Here is a 22,313-nt window from a genome sequence, read left to right as displayed (position 1 = left end):
TTTTATGACCATCCCAAGATTTGATCATCCTCATCAAATTCAATTGTGACTTCTGCTACTCCTTTTTGAGCATATGTGAGGAGGGCCAGCCGGTCTTTAATGTCATCAGCCTCCGCGATGGTGAGGGCGGGGTTAACTTCAATAACAATTTCAACATGAAGACTTTCTCCTTCTTTTATAACTTGAAGCCTGCGGATGTCTTTTACTTTAGGATCGGCCAATACGATTCCTGCGATATGTTCACGCATTTCTTCATCCGTTTCCCCGATTGCTCCTCTGGCGTTTTCTAAAAAGACCCTTCCAACAACATAAAACATCATTAACCCTATGGTGATAGAAGCGATCCCTTCAGCCTGGCCAAAACCGGTAAAATAGGTGATAGTAATAGCAATAATGGCAATGACCCCTCCGCTTGTAGCAACGAGGTCCTCCATAAATACAAGTTTAGTGGCAGGTTTTGCCCTATTTAAATGAGTAAAGCTTTTAATGAAAGGACTAAACCCCTTTGCCTCCTCTCCTGATTCGTGTAAAACCTCAACGGCAGCTTTATAAAAAACATAAAGCTCAAGAATCACACCAATTCCAAGGACACCTAAAGAAATGAGGACACCTGAGCTTTGAATAGGGTGTAGGAGATGGTGAAGGCCTTCCTTGACGGTTTCATAGGATAAAATCCCAACAATGATCACTGCTCCAAGACAAGCAAGGTTCACCACCCTTCCAAAGCCGTTAGGGAACTTATCGGTAGGTGCTTTTTTAGATAGAGCCGAGCCGATAAAAACAAAGTACTGATTGGCAGCGTCTCCAAACGAATGCATCATTTCTGCAAACATGGCAACATTACCGGTAAATAAATAAGCTGTCATTTTTAAAAGTCCAATAAATGTATTCACGACTGCTGCAACAAAGGAAGGTTTATTGCCGCCTTTTAGCAATTTGAAAAATCCGGTCATACGCATTCTCCTTTTTTTCATTCTTTATTCCCGTAGTATTTCCGGCTTTTTAAAAAATACCATTTTGATTATTATTATTTTTTTATTTCATTGTTTTTACTGAACCGTATGAAGAAAGAGAATAGGGAATCAGTCAGCACTTTATTGCTTTACTGCAGTATAGAAATTACCAAATTAAATCATTGAATGGTACAATATAAAGATGAAAAGGATAGATCGGAGAGTGGATGGAAGATGTTAGACAGAACTGAGGAGCAATGGAAGGAAGCGGGTTTTAAAGAAAGGACGCCTGTTCAGGAGCAAGTTATTCCGCTTATGCTCGAGGGCCGTGATGTACTGGTTGAATCTCCAACCGGGACAGGTAAAACGCTTGCTTATGTTATTCCGGTAATAGAAAAGACGGACCCTTCAAAAAAATTGCCCCAAGCCATCGTTTTAGCACCATCTAAGGAGCTTGCTATGCAAATTCTTGAAGTGATTCAGGTGTGGGGGAAGGCTGCCGGAATTAGAGCAGCATCCATCATTGGAGGCGCCAATCCGAAAAGACAGCTTGAAAAATTAAAAAAGCAGCCGCATGTTATTATTGGCACGCCGGGACGGATTTTAGAGCTTATTAAGCAAAAAAAGATAAAAACACATGCAGTAAAAATGCTTATTCTCGATGAAGTAGATCAGCTTTTCCTAGCAGAACACACGCAGGCCATTACAGATATCGTGAAAAGCACACTAGCCGATCAGCGTCAGCTTGCCATGTTTTCAGCTACTCTGCCAGCAGAGATTGAAGAAAAGGGCAAAGGCTTCACTAAGCAGGCTGAGGTAGTCAGGGTAGAACGGAGCATCGGTGATTCAGCGAATGTAAAGCATCAATACATGGTTTGTGAATCAAGAGAGAAAATTGATTTGATCAGGAGAATTGTCCGCATGGACTCCATGAAGCAGGAAAAATCACTCGCTTTTATGCGTGAGGTGCGGGATGTATTAACGGCAACTGAAAAGCTCAATTATAAAAATTTGGAGATTGCTCCTTTGCACAGTGATTTGTCGAAAGAAGATCGGGCAGCCTCCATGCGTAAGTTCAGAAAAGGAGAACTGCCGTTAATGCTTGCAACAGATGTGGCAACACGCGGACTTGATATCCAGGATGTCACCTATGTAATGCATATGGATGCAGCGAGTGATCTTGATCAGTATATACACCGCTCCGGCCGGACTGGAAGAGCCGGTGCCAAGGGAACAGTACTTTCTTTTGTATCCCCTATGGAGGTTCGCCAGATTAAACGCTTTGCAAAAGAATTGAATGTTGAGCTTGAAGAGGTGACCATTTACCGCGGTGAATGGCAAAAAGTAGAAAGCAACTAACAAAAATGGTGCCTGGCAGAAGGAATTTGCACCTCCTGCTCAGGGCCTTTTTTTGTTTCTTAGAAGATCGATCTCTGCCTATAAGGTTTAAAGGGACGATCCATCTAAGAAAAAATGTATGTTGAAGAAGGTTCGTATGCAATTAATTTCGGGGGGTGAGAGAATGAGCAGCATGTATGTAAATGCATTTACTGATGCATTGCTTGCCGGAGATCAGGAGAAAAGCTGGAGCGTCATTAATGAAGCAGTCTTTGATGGCTGTGAAACAAAATTTATCTTTCATTTTATTACTCCCTCTATGGTGGAAATCGGACGACTTTGGCAGGAGAATAAAATAACCGTTGCCGATGAACATCTGAAGCGCAGTGAACCGGACGAAAGAGGTTGAAACACATTTGTTTCAACCTCTTAGTTTATTTAACTATACTTGTATATGAGAAAATGTCTGAACATCAAATAACCCTAAATCTGTTAGCTTCAGCGCAGGTATAACCGGCAGCGCCAGAAATGAAAGATTGGAAAACAGATTAAAGGATGCTTGAGGGGATACTTTATCGAGTGCAGCCATAACGGTCTCCATTTCGTTAAGGGCATCCTCTGCTTTTTTAATCGACATCAGTCCTCCAAGCCTAAGCTCCATGCTTCCAATCACCTTTCCATCCTGTATGACAACGAGTCCGCCCTGATGGTCTGTCAGCCAGTTGATCGCTTTCAGGATCGCTTCATCAGACGTCCCGGCGGCAATAATATTATGTGAATCATGAGCAACAGTCGATGCAATTGCACTGTTTTCTTTCAGGTGAAATCCTTTAACAATCCCTGTTCCAATTGTACCTTTTTTATGATGACGCTCTGCCACGATGAGTTTTTGCAGGTTATCTTCAACAGAAGGGATAAATTCCCTTTTTTCGTTAACTGACACTTTTTCCTTTAAATGATTGGTTTTTATCTGGTTTGGAATGATTTCGATAATATGGGCAAGCTCTTCAGACGGAATGACCTTAAGATCATCGCTAGTTATTGGCATTGAGTTAACACTTTCTGTGCACCCATTAAGGTGATCCACTGAATGCGCCCAATTAGTTGTCAATTCATTGTCCTCAGCCCGGACGACCCCGTTTTGAATAACTGTTTTAATTTCCACTTTTTTAAGGTCAGATAAGATTAAAAGATCCGCTTTCATTCCGGGTGAAATGGCGCCGCGGTCGTTGAGATTATACATTTGCGCAACGTTAATGGTAGCCAGCTGGTAGGCGAGCAGCGGATCCAGCCCTAGTTCAATTGCATATTTAACGCAATGGTTGATGCTTCCTTCTTCTATCAGCTCGTCAATATGCTTATCGTCCGTGCAAAAGGAGAACCAGCGTGAATTTTTGTCATTTACAGCCTTTATTAATTCAGGAAGATTTTTAGAGCCGGAGCCTTCACGTATCATTACACGCATCCCAAGCTGTATTTTTTCAATTGCTTCTTCAACTGTGGTGCATTCATGGTCATTGCGGATGCCTGCAGCAAGATATCCATTGATTTCATCTGTTGAAAGACCTGCCAAATGGCCGTCAATCAGAACTGTGTGGGAATGGGCATCATGAATTTTTTGGATCATATCCTCTTCAGCTGTTACAACAGAAGGATAGTCCATCACTTCAGCAAGACCAATGACGCGAGGGTGAGCATAAAAAGGCTTTAAATCATCTGCCCGCAGTGCTGCGCCGGAATTTTCAAAAGAAGTAGCCGGAACGCTTGAAGGGAGGACAAAGAAAATATCCATCGGCAGCCCCTCTGAATTTTTTAGCATATAATCAATCCCTCTGGTTCCTAACACATTAGCAATTTCATGGGGATCAGTTATAACTGTTGTTACTCCATGAGGAAGTATTAGTTTTGCAAATTCTGAAGGAGTAAGCGTAGTGGATTCAATATGAATATGTCCGTCAATGAATGCCGGAGAAACAAAGCTGCCGCTTGCATCAATTTCCTCAAGTCCCTGATAGCCTGTGCCAACGGCTGCAATAACCCCATTGTAAATCGCAATATCACCTTTGGTAAGCTCACCGGTGTAGACATTGATGATTCTTCCATTCTTAATCACAAGATCAGCAGGATGGTTTCGCTGGGAAACCTGAATCCTTTTTGTTAACTCCATAGGATCCGGAGCAGATCGATGATTCATTTGACGTTCCTCCTTTTGCCTCTATTGTCAAACTGCTTAAAATTATTCTTACAAGTATAATGGGTAGTAATCATTGCAGGCAAATAATATTTTCGTAAATTCCTTTACTCTTTATGGATTGAGGAGTAATATTGCTTTCATAATAAGGATTCTAAGTCGCTGAATTTCATACAATGAAAACGGGGGACCCATGTAATGCCATCTATTTGGCTAGGGGTGAAGCCTTTAATCTAAAGGCTGGGCAACTCTCAATGCCCTAATCCGACAGCTAACCTCGCAAGCGTTAAGAGAGAGAATGATACTTGTGAGGCCGATTTCAGGACCACAGGATAAATTCCTCGTGGTTTTTCTATGGGAAAAATTATTACTGCATGAAAAAGGACGGGAATGTATGAGAAAACAATTTGCTGTATTAGGACTGGGCAGCTTTGGCGGTCATTTAGTTGAAGAATTTCATGAAATTGGGGCAGAGGTCTTTGCGATGGACCGAAACGCAGAACTTGTGGATCGCTTCAGTGATTTAGCTACACATGTCGTCCATGGCGATGCCCAGGACGAGCAGCTGCTCCTGCAGGCAGGGATCAGAAATTTTGATTTAGTGGTTGTGTCGTTTGGTGAAAATATAGAAGCCAGTATTTTAACGACCATTATCCTGACTGATATCGGTGTGAAAGAAATCTGGGTCAAGGCTTCAAACCTGTATCATCAAAAGGTTCTTGAGAAAATTGGCGCTGACAGAGTTATTCGTCCTGAGAAAGATATGGCTAAACGGATTGCACAACGGCTTGCTTCGGAGCATTTTATTGATTATGTTGAGCTTACAGATGAGCATTCTATGGTTGAAATTAAAGCCACACCTAAGGTTATCGGAAAAACTCTTGCTGCCTTAAATGTAAGAAACCGTTTTGGATGTAATATTGTCGGCATTTACCGGTCGCATGACATGCTGGTTGCGCTCACCGGGGAGGATAAAGTACTTGAGGGAGATGTATTGATAGTGATAGGGGAGAACAGAAAACTGCACCGGTTTGAAAAACAGGGAGTATAGGCCGATGAAAAAGCTCGGAGCTTTTACACCGCCGCAGCTGCTACTTATCGTTTTTATCCTGAGTATTACAGCCGGCACATTGCTGCTGAAGCTGCCACTATCTTATAACGGGGAGCTTAGCTGGCTTGATGCATTCTTTACGTCTGTTTCCGCAATGACTGTTACAGGACTTGCAGTAGTTGATACTGGTACGGTTTTTACGTTGTTTGGCCAAACCATTATCATGTTGCTTATTCAGCTTGGCGGTATTGGAATCATGACGTTTGCGGTTCTCTTCTTTCTTTTGCTAGGTAAAAAAATCGGGCTCAAAGAACGACTGATTATCCAGCAGTCTCTTAACCAGAACAGTGCAGGGGGCATTATACGGCTGGCTATCCACCTATCCATTTTTGCTTTTATAGTAGAAGGATTTGCCGTAGTGATTCTTTCAACTGTATGGGTGCCTGAGCTCGGGCTTGCAGAAGGGATTTTCTTCAGCGTATTCCATGCTGTGTCTGCATTTAACAACGCTGGATTTGGGTTGAAAATGGATAGCTTAATGGGGTATGCGGGAGATCCTATTATTAATATCGTCATTTCAGGGCTATTTGTTTTAGGGGGAATTGGCTTCACTGTTATTTTGGATGTGTGGCGGTCAAGCTCGATCCGGAAATGGAGCCTGCATACTAAAGTCATGATTCTGGGAACGCTTATCATTAATGTGATATCCATGCTGTATCTTTTTATAAATGAGTTTGAAAACCCTTTAACGCTCGGGGGTCTGCCTTTAGATGAAAAATTATGGACATCTTATTTTCAAGCCGTATCACCGAGGACAGCTGGGTTTAATACAATAGATATCGCAGGTTTAGATGATTCATCTATTTTATATATAATTTTATTAATGTTTATTGGAGCCGGAAGCACATCAACCGGAGGCGGAATTAAAGTTACTACGTTTATTATTATTTTATTAGCCACGATCTCCTTTTTTAGGAGAAAGGCAGAAATTAATATATTTAATCGGGAAATCAGACAGGAGCTTGTATTTAAGTCCCTTGCCATTGCAATGAGCAGTGTACTGCTTGTTGTTTTTGCTCTCCTGATTTTGACTCATTCGGAGCATCATATTACCTTTATCGAGCTTCTTTTTGAAACGGTTTCTGCGTTTGGCACAGTTGGTTTATCGATGGGAATTACAGGTGGATTAAGTGAAGTAGGGAAGGTAGTTTTGATTGTCGTTATGTTTGTAGGAAAGATTGGTCCGCTTACTTTAGCTTTTTCACTTGCAAAACCCGATCATAGTAAAATTAAATATCCAAAATCCGATGTATTGGCTGGATAACCAAAAAACGTTCTCAAGAGTCTTGAGAACGTTTTTAAGTTGATTTTTTAAAGAAGTCACTTGAGATTTCTTCCAATTTCATCCTGCTTGAAGGAAAAGGGACGAGCAAAGATTTAACCTCATCTAAAGGTGTTTCTTCAGATAACCATTTTTCATAAGAGGATGAGTCGAGAATGACCGGCATGCGATCATGAATTGAGGCCATTTTATCATTTGGCGTCGTCGTCAGTATCGTACAGCTGCGAACGAGCTGATCTCCATTTCTCCACGTTTCCCAGAGACCAGCAAATGTTATCAGTGATGCTGAAGCTGGCTTGATCGAGTAGGGCTGCTTTTCTTTTGATGAAATTTTCTTCCATTCATAAAAGGAACTGGCCGGAATCAGACATCTTTTTTTATGAAAGGCTTTTTTAAAGCTTGGCTTTTCGTCCACCGTTTCTGAACGTGCATTAAAGGTTTTAAAACCAATTTTTTCATCCTTGGCAAATGGCGGAATAAGACCCCAGCGAAATTGGACCGGATATCGTACATGATCTACCTCGACCACTGCCATAACAGACTGTGAGGGGGCTATATTGTTGTTTTCCGTGTACTGAAAATCCTCACGCATCGTAAATTGGTAATGCTCCTGAAGATCATTTAGGGCTTCAGTGAGTGAAAAACGTCCGCACATAAACATGCACTCCCTTCAATTACTAATAAATAGTTGCATTAATTGAGTACAGTATAACATCTTTATCTGAAGTCTTAAAATTGTCAAAATAGAGAAAATTAAGACTTATTTCTATTTATAGGGAATTGATTGATTTATTTCGCTTTACTAAGGATAATAGGACTGAATCATTTACATAAATAGGGGGCATTTCAATGAAAAAGATTTGGTTAATTGCCGCAATGGCAGCAGCACTTACGTTAGCAGCATGTTCTTCAGATAATGAAGCAGCAGAATCCGACGCTGAAAACGAAACGGAAACAACTGCAAAAGAAGAAACAAACGAAACTTCATCCAGTCTTAAATTGCTGGAGGAGGAAGTGAGTGTGGATGGAGCTGTTATTACGGTGACAAGGTCTCAGGTTTCCGAACAGCTGGAAGAGGATAATCGTGTGTACGAAATCCTTTTATCTGTGGCTAACGATTCAGAGGAAGAACTAACATTGACGCAGGATCAATTTACGCTGATGGATCTTGCAGATGAAGAGAAAGAAGTCTATGGGGAAGAATTGGAGTTAACCATACCAGCAGGCGAAACAGCTGAAGGAGCTCTTCACTATACTGCTACTTCAACTACTGCGTTTAAATTAATCGGAGCATTTGAAGAAAACGAAGTAGAATGGCGCCTTCCGGGAATTACTTCTTTAGACTAAAACTGAATCGTCATCCACTTGTGATCTCTTAGCTGTCTAATCTTTCATTGACAGATAAGAGATCATTTAGTAGAGTTATCGTAATTAATTAAATAGTTTGGATTCTTATCAAGAGAGGTGGAGGGACAAGGCCCTGCGAAACCTCAGCAACCTTCATGACCCAGTAACATGAAAAGGTGCTAACTCCAGCTTGACCGCAAAAACCGCGATCAAGGAAGATAAGAAGAGTTGTGATCCCATACCTACAGGTCTTCTTATTAAAACAATAAGAAGACCTTTTTGTATATACACCTTAAAGCGGAAGCAGGCGTTTAGGGGCGACAAGCATAAGACAGCCCGCACAGATAGGCGCACTTTGCCTATTGGGCGGGATGACTTATGACTCGAGCCCCTGCCTGCTGGAGCTGGATAACGCTAAAAGCGGAAACGGGCGTTTAGCTCCGACAGACGTAAGACGATCAGCCAATCAGGCGCTTTTTGCCTGAATGGATGAGTGGCTTACGGACAGCGTGACTTATGACTCGAGGAGCTAGCGCCTGGAGCTGGATATCACTTAAAGCGGAAGAAGGCGTTTAGGGGCGACAAGCATAAGACAGCCCGCACAGATAGGCGCACTTTGCCTATTGGGCGGGATGACTTATGACTCGAGCCCCTGCCTGCTGGAGCTGGATAACGCTAAAAGCGGAAACGGGCGTTTAGCTCCGACAGACGTAAGACGATCAGCCAATCAGGCGCTTTTTGCCTGAATGGATGAGTGGCTTACGGACAGCGTGACTTATGACTCGAGGAGCTAGCGCCTGGAGCTGGATAACGCTTAAAGCGGAAGCAGGCGTTTAGGGGCGACAAGCATAACGAGCCCGTACCGATAAGTTCTCGTTAGTTCCAACTTAAAAGGCTCGCCTCCAGGGTTGCATGCCTTACATCACAAACACATAACGAATTAGTTAATACATAACCAGGGAGGAGATTTTAGATGAATCTGAGAGAAGAACTTAGGGATAGAATACTGATCGCTGATGGCGCAATGGGGACATTGCTTTATTCCTATGGAACAGACCAATGCTTTGAGGAATTGAACGTATCTCAGGCTGAACATATTCAAAAAATCCATTCTGCCTATATTGAAGCTGGGGCAAATGTTATTCAAACGAATACGTATGGCGGAAATTATCTTAAGCTTGAACGCTATGGACTGCAGGACCACGTAAAAGAAATCAATAGCGCTGCTGTAAGAAACGCTAAATTAGCAGCAGATGCAGCAGATAAGGGTACGCATATACTCGGAACAATTGGCGGTATCAGAAGCATCCGCCCTCAATCAATCGAGCTTGAGGAAATTAAACGTACCTTTAGAGAACAGCTGTACTGTTTACTCTTAGAAGGAGTAGACGGCCTTTTACTTGAAACGTATTACGATTTAGAAGAGCTTTCAACAGTCGTTGATATTGCACGGCAGGCAACTGATTTACCGATCATTGCCCAGGTTTCTTTGCAGGAAATAGGGGTGTTGCAGGATGGTACACCTGTAGCAAATGCTTTGAAGCAGCTGGAGGAGCTTGGGGCTGACGGTGTAGGTATAAACTGCCGCCAGGGTCCATTTCATATGCTTCGTTCTCTTGAAAGTGTTCCGCTGCCAAAGCATGCCTTCTTATCCTCTTATCCGAATGCAAGCCTTCCTTCTTATGCTGAAGGCTCGCTTCAGTACAATAATAACGCCGAATACTTTGGTGAATGCGCACGGTCGTTTCAGGCGCAGGGTGTGCGTCTGCTTGGCGGCTGCTGCGGAACGACTCCTGACCATATACGCGCATTCTCTGAGGCGCTTGAAGGAGCAGCTCCGATAACGGAAAAGAAAGTAGAGACGCCGGAGCCGAAAATTGAAGTTAAATCAAAGTCGCTTGATCTTCCTGAACCGCTGTCATCAATCGTTTCCAGGCGGCCTTCAGTCATCGTGGAACTCGATCCTCCTAAAAAGCTGAATACAGATGCATTTATGAAAGGGGCTAAAGTATTAACAGAAGCAGGAGCTGACGCTATCACGCTTGCTGATAATTCTCTTGCAAGCCCTCGTGTATCCAATGAATCACTCGGTCATTTAATTAAGCAGGAATCAGGCGCAAGGCCTCTTGTGCATATTACTTGCAGGGACCGCAATTTAATTGGACTGCAGTCCCATTTAATGGGTCTTCATACACTTGGCCTGCATGACCTTCTTGCAGTCACGGGCGACCCGACAAAGGTAGGCGATTTTCCGGGGGCGACCTCTGTGTATGATGTGTCCTCCTTCGAACTAATTGAAATGATCAGCCAATTGAATAACGGGGTTTCGATGTCAGGAAAAGATCTCGGTGAAAAAACCTCCTTTTCAATTGGCGCTGCCTTTAATCCTCATGTTAGAAGTGTGGAGCGGGCTGTGTTGCGAATGGAGAAAAAGATCGCTGCAGGGGCGGACTATTTTATGAGTCAGCCGGTGTTTTCTCAGGAAAAGCTTCTTGAGGTTTATGAGCATACAAAGCATATTGAAAAGCCTCTTTATATTGGATTAATGCCTTTAACAGGAAGCCGAAACGCAGAATTTCTGCATCATGAGGTGCCGGGGATTAAGCTTTCTGATGAGGTAAGAGAACGAATGGCAAAAGTTTCTGATGACAAGGAGAAATCAGCAAAAGAGGGGATTGCGATTACCAAATCCCTGATTGATGCTGCACTTGAAATGTTTAACGGAATTTACTTGATTACGCCATTTATGCGTTATGAAGTAACGGCAGAGTTAACGAGATATGCAAATGAGCAAGCGGCAAAAAGAGCTGGAGGGATTACGAATGTGTCCAACATTATTCAATGAACAACTAGAGAAACGAATTCTCATTATGGACGGAGCAATGGGCACGATGCTCCAGGAAGCCCAGCTTTCAGCGGATGATTTTGGCGGAGAAGAGCTTGAAGGGTGTAATGAAAATTTAAATCGTACAGCACCCGACGTCATTGAGCGGATTCACGACGCTTATTTTGAAGCGGGAGCCGATATTGTTGAGACGAACACATTTGGCAGCATGAGTGTGGTGCTTGAGGAATATGCCATCGCCCAGGATGCGTATGAACTGAGCCGTTTAGGAGCAGAGATTGCCAAACGCTCAGCCAATAAGTGGTCAACTCCTGAACGCCCAAGATTTGTGGCAGGTTCAATGGGACCTACGACGAAAACACTCAGTGTGACAGGCGGAACAACCTTTGATTTACTGACTGACTCTTATGCAGAGCAGGCCAGGGGCTTAATTGACGGTGGTTCAGACCTTCTCCTTGTGGAGACGAGCCAGGATTTATTGAATGTTAAAAGTGCCTTTTTAGGGATTCAGGCTGCATTTGAAAAAACAGGAAAAGAGCTTCCGGTTATGATTTCGGGAACGATTGAACCAATGGGGACTACACTTGCAGGACAGACAATTGAAGCTTTTTATATCAGCATTGAGCATATGAAGCCGATATCAGTAGGGCTTAATTGTGCTACTGGTCCTGAATTTATGCAGGATCATATCCGCTCCCTCTCCGACCTTAGTAATTCCTATGTCAGCTGTTATCCGAATGCAGGGTTGCCGGATGAAGAGGGAAATTACCATGAGACCCCGTTATCGCTGGCGAAAAAGCTTGAAGGATTTGCGGAAAAGGGCTGGCTGAATATTGTCGGCGGCTGCTGCGGGACAACGCCCGCTCATATTAAAGCGCTGGCAGAAACGATGGCTGCCTATAAGCCGAGAGAAGTAATTAAAAAGCAGGTTCATACCGTCTCAGGGATTGAGCCGCTTGTCTATGATCCGTCGATGCGCCCATTAATGATCGGGGAGCGGACAAATGTAATTGGATCACGTAAATTCAAGCGCCTGATTGCAGAAGGAAAGATAGAAGAAGCTTCAGAAATAGCACGGGCTCAGGTAAGAGGTGGAGCTCACGTAATTGATATTTGCCTGGCTGACCCGGACCGGGATGAAAAAGAGGATATGGAAAAGTTTATTCAGGAGGTTGTCAAAAAAGTAAAAGTGCCTCTTGTAATTGATTCAACCGATGAAGAGGTTATTGAGGATGCACTGAAATATTCACAGGGAAAAGCAATTATTAACTCCATTAACCTTGAGGACGGACTTGAACGGTTTGATGCTGTCGTTCCTTTAATCAAAAAGTTTGGTGCTGCAGTAGTGGTCGGTACAATTGATGAAGTAGGTATGGGTGTCACAATGGAGCGGAAGCTTGAAATTGCCAAGCGCTCTTATCAGATTTTAACAGAGGATTATGGCGTTAATCCTTCTGATATTATTTTTGACCCGCTTGTGTTCCCGGTTGGCACTGGGGATGAGCAATATATTGGTTCAGCGAAAGCAACAGTTGAAGGAATAAAAGCAATTAAAGAAGCGCTGCCGCTTGTGCAGACGACACTCGGCATCAGTAATGTCTCCTTTGGGCTGCCGCCTGTTGGACGGGAAGTATTGAATGCAGTATTTTTATACCACTGTACACAGGCAGGACTTGATTATGCGATTGTGAATACAGAAAAGCTTGAACGATTCGCATCCATTTCAGAAGAAGAAATTAAACTCGCAGAAGATCTTTTGTTTGATACAACAGATGAATCGCTTGCGGTCTTTACTGAGTTTTACCGCGGCAAGAAAAAAGAGTCTAAATCAACCTTGCCCGATATGACACTTGAAGAGCGTCTTGGTTACTATGTTGTGGAAGGGACAAAGGAAGGGCTACTGCCAGATTTAGAAAAGGCGCTAGAAACATATGATGCTCCTTTAAGCATTATTAATGGACCTTTAATGACGGGAATGAAAGAGGTTGGGCGTTTATTTAACGATAACCAGCTGATTGTTGCAGAGGTTCTTCAAAGCGCAGAGGTCATGAAGGCGGCTGTAGCATTTTTAGAACCGCATATGGAGGCAAGCGACAGCTCTTCATCTAAAGGGAAGGTGCTTCTTGCTACGGTAAAAGGAGATGTACATGATATCGGAAAAAATCTGGTCGATATCATCTTAAGCAATAATGGCTATGAGGTGGTTGACCTTGGCATAAAGGTTACGCCTACTGTACTCATTGAAGCAATTAAAAGAGAAAAGCCGGATATTATCGGACTCTCAGGGCTGCTTGTAAAATCAGCTCAGCAAATGGTTATAACAGCGAGCGATATGAGGGAAGAAGGACTTGAAATTCCGATTCTGGTTGGAGGAGCAGCATTATCCAGAAAATTTGTTGATACAAAAATTTCTCAAAATTATGAGGGTCTTGTGCTTTATGCGAAGGATGCGATGAATGGACTGTCGCTTGCAAACCAGCTGCAGGATGAGCTTGAGCGGGAGCAGCTGACAGAAGAGCGCCGATTGAAAAAAGAAGCTGCTGCAGCTGCCGGTCAGCCAGAGCAGCGTGAAAGAGCTGCGGTTGCCGTAAGAACAAAGCCGGCAGTTAGTACGGAAGTGCCAGTCTTCACTCCAACTGATTTAAAGCGAAGAGTGCTGACGTCGTATTCTGTTGCCCACGTAGAAGCATATATCAATATGCAAATGCTGATTGGGCATCATTTAGGAGTTAAGGGAAAGGTCTCACGATTACTTGAAGAAAAGGATGAAAAAACGCTGAAGATCAAAGCCGTCGTGGATGACTTAATCGAAGATGTTAAAGCAGAGTCGTTAATTCACCCGGCAGCAGTTTATCAGTTTTTCCCAGCACAAAGTGATGGAGACGATGTTGTTATTTATGATCCGGAGGATACGAAAAAAGAAATTGAACGGTTTACATTCCCGCGTCAGCCGAGAGAGCCGTTTTTGTGTCTGGCTGATTATTTAAAATCAGTGGACAGCGGTGAAATGGATTATGTTGGTTTTTTCAGTGTGACAGCTGGAAGAGGAATCCGTGAAAAAGCTCAAACTTACAAAGAGCAAGGACGCTTTTTAGAAAGTCATGCACTCCAGTCGCTTGCGCTTGAAACAGCTGAGGGCTTTGCTGAGCTGCTGCATCAGCAAATGCGAGACCGCTGGGGCTTTCCGGATCCTGTTGATTTCACCATGCAGGAGCGTTTTAGCGCTAAATACCAGGGACAGCGTTTCTCCTTTGGTTATCCGGCATGCCCAAATCTTGAGGATCAGGAAAAGCTGTTTAAACTGATCAGACCTGAAGAAATTGGCGTGGAGCTGACTGAAGGGTATATGATGGAGCCTGAAGCTTCAGTTTCAGCCATTGTATTTGCTCATCCTGAGGCAAGATATTTTAATGTACTGTAAGCCTGACCACAAAAGAAGAACCGTCTGCCTGAATATAAGGCTGACGGTTCTTTTTTTTATATTTCAGAACTAAAGCTCTGCCGGTGTTGCGCTCGGTACTTTGACAAAATCTTTCCGGTTTCGAAGAAGGGCATGAATGGTGAGCAGTTCAAAGTAAATATAGCTTTTGACAGGAAGCTCTTCTTCGTCAGTTTCATCTTTTAATGCCTGGCAAAGTGTACGTAGAGAGTCCTTGCTGATAGGCTCGAGATGATTGGTGCTGTGAACGCGCTCGCTCAGCTGCAAGACTAAATATCTGACGTCATCCTTTTCCTTCTTCGTCCAGGCAGGGGCATCATCCATCGGAAGATTAATCAGATTGGTTAATTGATAGGTCAGCTGTTTAAGTAAATAGCCTTTTTGAAGATGCTCACGGACGCTCCGCATATCTTCTGTTTTGTATTTATGGTAATGCCACTCCTCCAGTTGGTAGTTACAAAGGGTCTCTGTACGATCCAGCTTTTGGCGCAATCGTTCTGCAGCTCCTTCAAGCTCGCGGCCAGTTGATGCACCTTCGAGAAGCTCTTCTGTCCTTTTCTTGAAAATGGAGGAGAACTCGTTTTGTGATTCCTTTAATTGCCGGCTGATTTGTTTTTCAAATTTAGGAGGAAAAAGGATAAAGTTCACGAGCGTTGAAGTAACAAGCCCTATAAGGGTAGTCCCAAGCCTTGATACGAAAGTCATTAAAAAATGATCCTCTGTCCCAGGAATCATGGCGACTGCAGTAAGGGTTGCAACAAGCATTCCGGCATCAAGACGTAGTTTATGGCAAAGCCAGATCGTCAATGCTGCTGACAATGCATAGGTTATTGCACTATCGCCTAGTAAAAAAGCAGTGAGCATAGCGATTGCTCCGCCAATGGCCGAAGCAGGAAAACGAATCAGCCCTTTTCGTATTGACGCAGCTGCAGTAGGTTCAATCGTTACAATAGCAGTAATGACGGCAAACATGACGGGAAGATTAAGAAGCTGGCAAATAAAAGCTGTAATAAATACGGCTACACCGGTTTTTACAATCCTCCCGCCTAAAAATCGATTTTTAATCCATTTCATTTACATCCATCTTCCTTCTTCATAAGCTTCGTAACGAGACAATAGTTTAAAGTATAGCATATGCCTGCCAATGTATAACAGAAGCTAGTAAATGACAAATAGAAAGTTAAGAGGTACAATAAAGTCAGATGCAATTTCCGCAAGGGGAGCCATAATGGCTGAGAGTGAACGGGAGCGTTCAGACCCTTTGAACCTGTAAGTTAATGCTTACGCAGGAATGTGGATGGAAACAGGCCGGTTAAACAATGTCTGGATTTCTATCCTTAGACATTGTTTTTTTATGTGCTTTTTTACTGAGAGCGAAGAAAAGGCAACTGTTAAATCCCCTTGGAGCGAGCTGCATCCTAATCGCAGAAGGAGGAAACAAAATGGAACGAACAAGGCTTTTATTTTTACTTGAGGTAGCTATTTTTTCAGGAATCGGACTTATTCTCGATCGCTTTTCCTTTTCGATCTGGCCACAGGGCGGATCCATCAGCTTTGCGATGGTCCCAATCATCCTAATGGCTTTTCGCTGGGGGCTTAAAGGCGGCCTGCTGACAGGATTCTTAGTAGGGATTTTACAGATTGTCATGGGAGGAGCTTATATCCTGACACCTGTGCAAGGAGCACTTGATTATCCGGTCGCTTTTACTGTTGTAGGCCTCGCAGGACTTTTAGCAGGACCAATTCAACGTGCGTTAAGTGATGGTGAGATGAAAAAAGCTGTAAGCTTTATTGTTGTAGGAACTTTTATAGGCGTGTTTCTACGCTTCGTCTGTCACTTTGTTGCCGGGATCGTTTTCTTTGGTTCAGGTGACCCATCTGTACCTGCATGGCAGTTTTCATTGTTTTACAACGGATCGTATCTTGGACCTGCATTTATCCTTACAGCTATGATTCTTTCGGTTTTACTTACTACCGCACCAAGAGTAGCTACACAGCAGCATATGAGAAATGCGTGATAACAGATAAGATAATATAAACCATGAGAGAAGCAGTCCTTTAGGGGCTGCTTTTTTTGTGAATTAAAGGATAATACATTTCGTCCTGGCTGTTTTTTATACGGTTTAATGGATAAATTATTCACTTTTTCAAAAATTGCCTTTTCATTCTTCCCAATTACTATGAAAATCGTTATTTTAAATAGAAGTAGATGAATTTTTACAATCTTATCTATGCTAGAATCAATTTATCAGAATAATTTGTTTAAGGAGAATGCGATGATGCCCAGTTTTTCACTTCAGTCAAAAATCATTCTGCTTAATGTATTTATTATTTTTATTATAACGATCGCGATCAGCAGTGCGCTGGGTTTTAAAGAGATGCAGGATACAAAGGAGGATATCGGAACCCGTGCGTTGGATGTGGCGACGACGGTTGCGATTTCTCCAACCGTTATACATGCCATGAATGAAGAAAATCCTTCTATTGTCCTTCAGCCTTTTACAAAGCATCTGGCGACGGTTGTTGGGGCAGAATTTGTTGTCATCGGTAATGCCGAGGGGATCAGGTATGCCCATCCCGAGGAAGAAAAACTCGGGCTGAAAATGGTCGGCGGCGATAATGATGCAGCTTTAATTGATGGAAATTACTATATATCAGAAGCGGATGGATCGCTTGGCAGAAGCCTAAGAGGAAAAGCCCCAATTTATAGCGATGAGGGAGAAATAATCGGAATCGTCTCTGTTGGATACATGATTGATGATATTCAGCAAACCGTTTACCAAAATATACTTGAAGTTATCGGGTTTTCCCTAATTGTTCTTGTACTTGGAATTATCGGCAGCATTATTCTTGCTGAAAATATCCGTAAAGATACGATGGGACTTGAGCCCAGAGAAATAGCAGCGCTTTACCGAGATCGTGAGGCAATCCTCTCTTCAATCGCAGAAGGCGTCATTTCCATCGACAGCAAAGGGGTTATTACCACGATGAATCAATCCGCCCAAAAAATCCTTAATCTCGACTCTAAAGGGATTAATAAGCATATCCGGGATGTCATTCCTGAATCAGGGATGTATGAGCTTCTCCAAAAAGGAGAAAAGCCAACAAAGGATTTAGAGGTGCTGATTGGTGATAAAGTTATTGTAACAAACCGGACACTTATAATGGAGGATGACAAAGTTGTAGGAATGGTTTCAAGTTTCAGAGATAAGACTGAAATTGAGGAAATGATTAATACCTTATCTGAGGTTCAGCAGTATTCTGAAGGTCTGCGGGCTCAAACGCATGAGTACACAAATAAGCTATATGCCATTTCCGGGCTGCTTCAGCTCGAACATTACGATGACGCGATTGAATTAATTCAGGAGGAAGCAAGCTACCATGAGAACCAAATGAAATCGATGCTGGGACAGATTCAGGACAAAAAAGTACAGGCGATTCTGCTTGGAAAGCTTGGAAAGGCTTCAGAACAAAAAGTAAAATTAATGATTGATGAAAATAGCTCGCTTCATGAGCTTCCGGGCCATGTGGATATTACAAAGATCATTCATATCCTTGGGAATCTGCTCGATAATGCCATTGAAGAAGTGAGAACGCTTCCTGTAAGAGAAGTGAATTTTTTCATTACTGACGTTGGAAATGATATTGTCATCGAGGTATCAGACAGCGGTAGAGGAATTCAGGCCGTTCAGCTGGAGAAGATCTTTGAACAGGGTTTTTCGACTAAAGAAAAAGCAGACAGAGGATACGGGCTTGCAATCGTAAAAAATGCGGTAGAATCTCTTAAAGGCTCAATTGAAATTAATCACGAAAAAGAGGGTGGGGCAATTTTTACCGTGTATCTGCCAAAAGCAGTTTAATCATCAGGGGGGAGTTAAGGATGCTAAGGGTTTTAATAGCGGAGGATGATTTTCGGGTAGCAGGGGTCCACGAGGGTTTTCTCTCTAAAATAGAGGATTCAGTACTTGTAGGAAAAACGTCTACCTGTGCTGAAACGATCAATATGATTAAGAAGAATAAAATAGATTTGATCCTTTTGGACAATTATATGCCTGATGGTATGGGGGTGGATCTAATCGAAGAAATCAGATCTCAAGACGAAGAAGTTGATATTATTCTAGTTTCAGCAGCGACAGAGAAGGAGTACATGGAAAAAGCGATAAGAAAAGGGGTTAAGGGTGTCATTATTAAACCGGCAACCTTAGAAAGGTTTATTGCTACTCTGGAAAGATATAAAAAAGAGAAAGAGCTCTTTGAAAACGCGAGTCAAATTGATCAGCCCTTCCTTGACCGGTATTTCGGTATACAGGAGCAGCAAAAAGAAGAAAAACCTTACGCAAAGGGCATCGATCCTTTAACTCTTGAAAAAGTAAAAGAAATACTAATGTCATCTTCAGAGGGAACATCAGCAGAAAAAATGGGGGAGCAAATGGGGGCTTCAAGAACTACGGCCAGGCGTTATTTAGAATACCTGGTATCGATCGATTATTGTGCAGCAAAGCTTGATTACGGAATTGTGGGAAGACCGGAGCGGAATTATTATAAAAAATAGCATCGTAAACTTCAGCGGATCAATCCAATAGGATTGGTCCGCTTGTGGTTTTTATGAACAAAATGTGAATAAAACTTTTAATGCGAGTTAAATTGAAAACGGTTACATTCAGAAAATTCAACCTTATAATCAGTTTAAGAGTTATCAACTGAACTCAATATCTACAACAAAGGGGAGAACATTATGAAAAAAATCAGTATGACTTTATTGCTTATGCTTTCAGCTGTTGCACTGGCTGCATGTAATAGTGACAATGCCAACGGCGACTCTAACGGTGACGGCGGGGATTTTACTCCGACAAAGCCGATTGAAATGGTAGCTCCTGCAGGTGCTGGCGGCGGATGGGATACGACAGCTCGTGAAGTGGCAAAGGTGTTCGGTGAGACAGGTATCCTGGAAGAAAATATGGCAGTAATCAATAAAGAAGGAGGAGGCGGAGCCATTGCATGGGCTTATATTCACGGGAAAAATGACAGCCCTTACAATTTATTTGTTTCATCCCCGCCTTTAATGTTTGTGCCATTGAACGGACAATCCCAATATGGTCATGAAGACTTTACACCTCTTGCTAACGTGATCGCTGACTATGGCGCGTTTGCAGTTCGTGAGGATGCCGAGTGGGATGACCTGAATGATTTATTTGATGATATGAAAGAAGATCCTGAAAGCGTAACGGTTATCGGCGTTTCAGCTCCAGGAAGCATGGACCACATCCAGTTTATTAGAATTGCAAAGGCTGCCGGTGTTGATGTAACGAAAATTAAATATGTTTCTGAGCAAGAGGGCGGCACGCTTACAGCGCTGTTAAACGGAAGTGTTGATGTGTATTCAACAGGAGTAGGCGAGACTGTAGAGCAGGTAAGAGCCGGCAATATTAAGGTACTCGGGATTACTGCTGAAGAGCGTTTGGAAGGAGAAGTATTGTCAGACTTCCCAACTGCAATGGAGCAGGGAATTGATGAAACATTCGTAAACTGGCGCGGATTCTTTGGTCCTCCGAATATGGATCAGGCAGCTGTTGACTATTACGAAGCAAAATTTAAGGAATTGAGCGATTCAGAAGAGTTTGATGAAGTTCGTAAAAAATATGGCTGGAATGAAATGTATATGGATAGTGAAGAGTACAAGACGTTTTTAGATGAAGAAAAGAAAGAAATCGAAACCTTGTTAGATGAATTAGGACTAGGAAACTAGCTTTTTCCCTGAAGATTAAATCAATGGCAGATCATTGGTTTAATCTTCTCTTTTGAAAAAGGAGGCACCGACATGTTAAAAACAATGAATCAACGGATTGGACTTATTCTCGTTATACTGGCAGGTTCTTATTTGCTATTAAGCTATCAGTTGCCTTCATATCCCTATACATCAGTTGATGCGGATGTGATCCCAAATGGGCTAGGCTGGCTTTTAATCCTTTTAGCTATCCTGCTCTATTTTTCCAGAACAAAGGAAACTGAAGCTGAAAAGCAAAAAAGAGCAATACCAAGAAAAGAACTCCTTGTTTTAGCGGCTGTATTTGCCATGATTTTTTTGTATATTTTCTTATTTGAAATGATTGGATTTATTATCATGACCGGTCTATTTATTTACTTTTGTTCATGGTTTTTGGGGTACGACAAATGGAAAACAAATTTAATTGTATCTATTTTGTTTCCTTTAACTCTGTACGGAATTTTTGTTTATGCATTAGGCATTGTTTTACCTCGTGGAATTTTGCCGTTTTAGGATGGGAGGTTTGTTAAATGGAAGCATTTCAAGGATTATTATCCGGATTTCAAGTGGCGCTAAGCTGGGAAGGAATCATGTTTGTCCTGATTGGAGTAGTTGTAGGAACACTGATCGGGATGATGCCGGGGCTTGGACCTATTAGTGCAATTGCTATAATGATTCCTATCACCTATGGAATGGATCCGGCACCGGCGCTTGTGATGATGGCGGGAGTTTATTATGGAGCTGTTTTTGGAGGGTCAACTTCCTCTATTCTATTAAATGCGCCTGGGGTTGCAGGAACGGTTGCGACATCGTTTGACGGCTATCCGATGGCACAGAAGGGACAGGCAGGTAAAGCACTTGCCATTGCAGCGGTGGCATCCTTTATTGGAGGAACGGTAAGTGTTGTCCTGCTGATGCTATTAGCACCTGCTCTTTCAAGTGTAGCGATATCATTTGGTCCACCTGCTTATTTTGCTCTTATGCTGATGGGTCTTACTGCCATCTCGAGTTTGTCTGATGGCTCAACGCTTAAAGCATTAATTTCAGCAGTGGCGGGATTCATGGTTGTTACAATCGGGATTGACCCGCAAACAGGTACACAGCGATTTACGTTTGGCAGTGTAAATTTGCTCGATGGCTTTGACTTTTTAATCATTGCGCTCGGTTTGTTTGCAGTAGCTGAAGTGTGTATGCTGGTGCTGAACCGGCGCAACAATTCGTTAAGCGACAGTCAGAAGCTTGGGAGTTTGAAGCTGTCAAAGAGCGATCTAAAAGAAATGAGCGGTCCGGTTTCAAGACAGTCCTTCGTTGGATTTATTCTCGGCGTACTGCCGGGAGCAGGGGCAACCATTTCTTCTTTTATCAGTTATATTTTTGAGAAAAAGATTGCAAAAAAACCAGAAGAATTTGGAAAAGGTTCAATCAAAGGAATCGCAGCTCCGGAAAGCTCGAATAATGCTGCAACCAGCGGCGCATTTGTACCGCTGTTAAGTCTGGGGATCCCGGGTTCTGGAACAACGGCTGTTATGCTCGGAGCATTTCTGGTTCTTGGTGTACAGCCTGGCCCTATGCTAATGGTTGAGCGTCCTGAAATTTTTTGGGGAATTATTGCCAGTATGTATTTAGGAAATGTGTTTCTACTAATCTTAAATCTGCCTTTAATTCCTTATTTGGCAAAGATATTAGCCATTCCAAGACCAATGTTAATTTCACTTGTTATTATGTTTAGTTTAGTAGGGGTGTATTCAATCAGCTTTAATGTGTTTGACCTTTATATGCTATTAATTTTTGGAGCGATCGGATTTTTCATGAGAATATTCTCATTCCCGGCGCCGCCTTTTATTCTCGCGTTTATTCTTGGCGGAATGATGGAGCAGGCGTTTAGACAGTCTATGACGATCTCAAATGGGAATTTAAGCATTTTTGTTACGTCACCTCTGCCGTTGACACTAATTATTATTTCACTGCTGTCGTTCTTAGTACCGGTTTTGCTCGGTCTGAGAAAAAAGAAGGTTGAAGTTTAAGATGTAAAAGCATAGTGAA

At 42.6% G+C, this 22,313-nt stretch carries 17 protein-coding genes and 3 riboswitches; of the genes, 13 read left to right on the top strand and 4 right to left on the bottom strand.

The window, feature by feature from the left end; all coding sequences use genetic code 11:
- Positions 1 to 2: 2 nt before the first annotated feature.
- A complete protein-coding gene (locus tag C4B60_RS18530) occupies positions 3 to 953 on the bottom strand; it encodes a cation diffusion facilitator family transporter (protein ID WP_104059529.1) in 951 nt (316 codons plus the stop codon).
- A gap of 234 nt (positions 954 to 1,187) precedes the next feature.
- Between C4B60_RS18530 and C4B60_RS18525 the strand changes: the two genes are divergently transcribed.
- Positions 1,188 to 2,312, top strand: coding sequence for a DEAD/DEAH box helicase (locus C4B60_RS18525; protein WP_104059528.1), 1,125 nt, complete (start codon positions 1,188 to 1,190; stop codon positions 2,310 to 2,312).
- 163 nt (positions 2,313 to 2,475) lie between these two features.
- Complete coding sequence (locus tag C4B60_RS18520) at positions 2,476 to 2,700, top strand: B12-binding domain-containing protein (RefSeq protein WP_167578703.1); 225 nt, start codon at positions 2,476 to 2,478, stop codon at positions 2,698 to 2,700.
- Between the two features lie 33 nt (positions 2,701 to 2,733).
- Here the strand turns inward: C4B60_RS18520 and ade are convergent, their stop codons facing one another.
- Positions 2,734 to 4,485: an adenine deaminase gene (gene ade, locus C4B60_RS18515; protein WP_245154050.1), complete on the bottom strand. Its 1,752-nt coding sequence runs from the start codon at positions 4,483 to 4,485 to the stop codon at positions 2,734 to 2,736.
- A gap of 147 nt (positions 4,486 to 4,632) precedes the next feature.
- Positions 4,633 to 4,784: riboswitch (cyclic di-AMP (ydaO/yuaA leader) on the top strand.
- Between the two features lie 92 nt (positions 4,785 to 4,876).
- Between ade and C4B60_RS18510 the strand changes: the two genes are divergently transcribed.
- Positions 4,877 to 5,533, top strand: a complete 657-nt coding sequence (locus C4B60_RS18510; protein ID WP_104059619.1) for a potassium channel family protein — start codon at positions 4,877 to 4,879, stop codon at positions 5,531 to 5,533.
- A gap of 4 nt (positions 5,534 to 5,537) precedes the next feature.
- On the top strand, positions 5,538 to 6,857 hold the full coding sequence (locus C4B60_RS18505) for a TrkH family potassium uptake protein (RefSeq protein WP_104059526.1): 1,320 nt from the start codon (positions 5,538 to 5,540) through the stop codon (positions 6,855 to 6,857).
- A gap of 34 nt (positions 6,858 to 6,891) precedes the next feature.
- Here C4B60_RS18505 and C4B60_RS18500 read toward each other — a convergent pair whose 3' ends face one another.
- Positions 6,892 to 7,530 carry an SOS response-associated peptidase gene (locus C4B60_RS18500; RefSeq protein ID WP_104059525.1) on the bottom strand — a complete coding sequence of 213 codons (639 nt, stop codon included), beginning with the start codon at positions 7,528 to 7,530 and terminating at the stop codon, positions 6,892 to 6,894.
- Between the two features lie 194 nt (positions 7,531 to 7,724).
- Between C4B60_RS18500 and C4B60_RS18495 the strand changes: the two genes are divergently transcribed.
- From C4B60_RS18495 to metH, 3 genes are all read left to right on the top strand, one after another.
- Entirely contained in the window at positions 7,725 to 8,222 is a 498-nt protein-coding gene (locus tag C4B60_RS18495) for a DUF4352 domain-containing protein (RefSeq protein WP_104059524.1), read from the top strand.
- A gap of 102 nt (positions 8,223 to 8,324) precedes the next feature.
- Positions 8,325 to 8,447: riboswitch (SAM riboswitch) on the top strand.
- A gap of 748 nt (positions 8,448 to 9,195) precedes the next feature.
- The gene (locus C4B60_RS18490) at positions 9,196 to 11,067 is read left to right on the top strand and encodes a bifunctional homocysteine S-methyltransferase/methylenetetrahydrofolate reductase (protein ID WP_104059523.1); all 1,872 of its coding nucleotides are present in this window, start codon (positions 9,196 to 9,198) and stop codon (positions 11,065 to 11,067) included.
- Positions 11,045 to 14,488: a methionine synthase gene (gene metH, locus C4B60_RS18485; protein ID WP_104059522.1), complete on the top strand. Its 3,444-nt coding sequence runs from the start codon at positions 11,045 to 11,047 to the stop codon at positions 14,486 to 14,488. The genes C4B60_RS18490 and metH overlap by 23 nt, the downstream gene beginning before the upstream one ends.
- 69 nt (positions 14,489 to 14,557) lie before the next feature.
- Here the strand turns inward: metH and C4B60_RS18480 are convergent, their stop codons facing one another.
- The gene (locus tag C4B60_RS18480; protein WP_104059521.1) at positions 14,558 to 15,580 is read right to left on the bottom strand and encodes an FUSC family protein; all 1,023 of its coding nucleotides are present in this window, start codon (positions 15,578 to 15,580) and stop codon (positions 14,558 to 14,560) included.
- Between the two features lie 132 nt (positions 15,581 to 15,712).
- A riboswitch (TPP riboswitch) is annotated at positions 15,713 to 15,815 on the top strand.
- Between the two features lie 133 nt (positions 15,816 to 15,948).
- On the opposite strand from C4B60_RS18480, the gene thiT reads away from it, so the two are divergent.
- The 6 genes from thiT (at position 15,949) to C4B60_RS18450 (ending at position 22,294) form a co-directional block, all read left to right on the top strand.
- The gene (thiT, locus tag C4B60_RS18475) at positions 15,949 to 16,524 is read left to right on the top strand and encodes an energy-coupled thiamine transporter ThiT (protein ID WP_104059520.1); all 576 of its coding nucleotides are present in this window, start codon (positions 15,949 to 15,951) and stop codon (positions 16,522 to 16,524) included.
- 261 nt (positions 16,525 to 16,785) lie between these two features.
- The gene (locus tag C4B60_RS18470; protein ID WP_104059519.1) at positions 16,786 to 18,366 is read left to right on the top strand and encodes an ATP-binding protein; all 1,581 of its coding nucleotides are present in this window, start codon (positions 16,786 to 16,788) and stop codon (positions 18,364 to 18,366) included.
- Positions 18,367 to 18,386: 20 nt separating this feature from the next.
- Positions 18,387 to 19,058: a response regulator gene (locus C4B60_RS18465; RefSeq protein WP_104059518.1), complete on the top strand. Its 672-nt coding sequence runs from the start codon at positions 18,387 to 18,389 to the stop codon at positions 19,056 to 19,058.
- A 183-nt stretch (positions 19,059 to 19,241) separates the two neighbouring features.
- Positions 19,242 to 20,252 (top strand): Bug family tripartite tricarboxylate transporter substrate binding protein, encoded by a 1,011-nt coding sequence (locus tag C4B60_RS18460; RefSeq protein ID WP_104059517.1) that lies wholly within the window; start codon positions 19,242 to 19,244, stop codon positions 20,250 to 20,252.
- A 72-nt stretch (positions 20,253 to 20,324) separates the two neighbouring features.
- Positions 20,325 to 20,783 (top strand): tripartite tricarboxylate transporter TctB family protein, encoded by a 459-nt coding sequence (locus tag C4B60_RS18455; protein WP_104059516.1) that lies wholly within the window; start codon positions 20,325 to 20,327, stop codon positions 20,781 to 20,783.
- Positions 20,784 to 20,800: 17 nt separating this feature from the next.
- Positions 20,801 to 22,294, top strand: a complete 1,494-nt coding sequence (locus C4B60_RS18450; protein WP_104059515.1) for a tripartite tricarboxylate transporter permease — start codon at positions 20,801 to 20,803, stop codon at positions 22,292 to 22,294.
- Positions 22,295 to 22,313 lie beyond the last annotated feature (19 nt).

The sequence above is a fragment of the Jeotgalibacillus proteolyticus genome, from assembly GCF_002926065.1.
Taxonomy (GTDB): domain Bacteria; phylum Bacillota; class Bacilli; order Bacillales; family Jeotgalibacillaceae; genus Jeotgalibacillus; species Jeotgalibacillus proteolyticus.
This window is presented reverse-complemented; position numbering and strand designations above follow the sequence as displayed.